The following is a 1,037-nucleotide window of genomic DNA, read 5'->3' on the forward strand; positions in this document are numbered from 1 at the left end:
GCTCATGGAAGGACCGTAAGGCCGTGGCTGCCGACCTGCGCCGGATCTACGGGGCCGCCACCGCTGACATGGCGGCCGCCGAACTTGATGCGTTCGAGGAAAAATGGGCCGGGAAATACGCGTCAATCGCCCCGGCATGGCGCCGGGCATGGCCAGAAGTGATCCCGTTTTTTGCCTTCGATCCGTAAGCTCCCGGCGACTGACGCCTTGCTGAATATTTCTGGTCTGGTTCAGCTATGAAGCATGAACGATTTAAGAGATAGGGACGCGGTACTACCTGCGAGTGTCGCAGGTAGTACCGCAGAGAGGCTCCAAAGGAGCGGTAGAGAGACCGATGAGCGGGACAGGCTGGCGGACGCCTCGCGGATCGAAATCGTTTCGGATCGCCGCCGCTGGCACGCCCCTGAATTTCGCGCGCGAGTGGTCATCGCGTCCTACGAGAGCCGACGCCCCATAAGGGAGGTGGCTGCACAGTATGGGATCCATCCCAGTCTGGTGTTTCGTTGGCGGCGAGAGGCTCGGGCCAAAGCGCAGGCCAAAGGCGGGACATCGTTCATACCTGTCATGGTGGCCCCGGCCCCCGAGCCGCAGCCATTGGAGCGTCGGAGAGAACAGGGAACGCTGTCCGGCCAAGCCGTCAGCCTGGTCTTTCCGGACGGTGTGCGGCTGGAGTTCGACACAGGGCTGTCCGCTGATCGTCTGCGTGAAATTGTGGGTGCACTACGATCATGATCCCGCTTCCTTCCACGCTGAAGATATGGCTGGCGGCCGGTGTAACCGATATGCGCCTGGGGATGCCCGGGCTGGCGTTGAAGGTCCAGGAAGCACTGGGTCGTGACCCTTTCGCGGGTGACGTCTATGCCTTCAGGGGCCGACGCGGCGACCTGGTGAAACTGATCTGGCACGATGGGATCGGCCTTTCCTTATATGCGAAGCGGATCGACGCGGATTTCTCACACTTGAGGCAATTTCGGGTCATTTTGTAGAATTCAGTCATCCCACAGGAGCCCGATCTGGAATATTGACGATATTCTGCT

Annotated in this window: 2 protein-coding genes and 1 pseudogene; all 3 read left to right on the forward strand. The window is 60.4% G+C overall.

Annotation, left to right across the window (positions count from 1 at the left end; translation table 11 throughout):
- Positions 1-179 (forward strand): annotated as a pseudogene (locus CFR71_RS15810) (transposase); the annotation flags it as partial.
- Positions 180-243: 64 nt separating this feature from the next.
- Positions 244-732: an IS66-like element accessory protein TnpA gene (gene tnpA, locus CFR71_RS15815; protein WP_207781413.1), complete on the forward strand. Its 489-nt coding sequence runs from the start codon at positions 244-246 to the stop codon at positions 730-732.
- Positions 729-986: an IS66 family insertion sequence element accessory protein TnpB gene (gene tnpB / locus CFR71_RS15820; RefSeq protein WP_110532247.1), complete on the forward strand. Its 258-nt coding sequence runs from the start codon at positions 729-731 to the stop codon at positions 984-986. The genes tnpA and tnpB overlap by 4 nt, the downstream gene beginning before the upstream one ends.
- The last annotated feature ends 51 nt before the right edge of the window (positions 987-1,037 follow it).

It is taken from the genome of Novacetimonas pomaceti (assembly GCF_003207955.1).
In the GTDB taxonomy this organism is placed as follows: Bacteria; Pseudomonadota; Alphaproteobacteria; order Acetobacterales; family Acetobacteraceae; genus Novacetimonas; species Novacetimonas pomaceti.

Bases quoted from the DNA above. Each gene is read 5' to 3' on its own strand.
- tnpA (WP_207781413.1), top strand. From the start codon at position 244: ATGAACGATTTAAGAGATAGGGACGCGGTACTACCTGCGAGTGTCGCA.
- tnpB (WP_110532247.1), top strand. From the start codon at position 729: ATGATCCCGCTTCCTTCCACGCTGAAGATATGGCTGGCGGCCGGTGTA.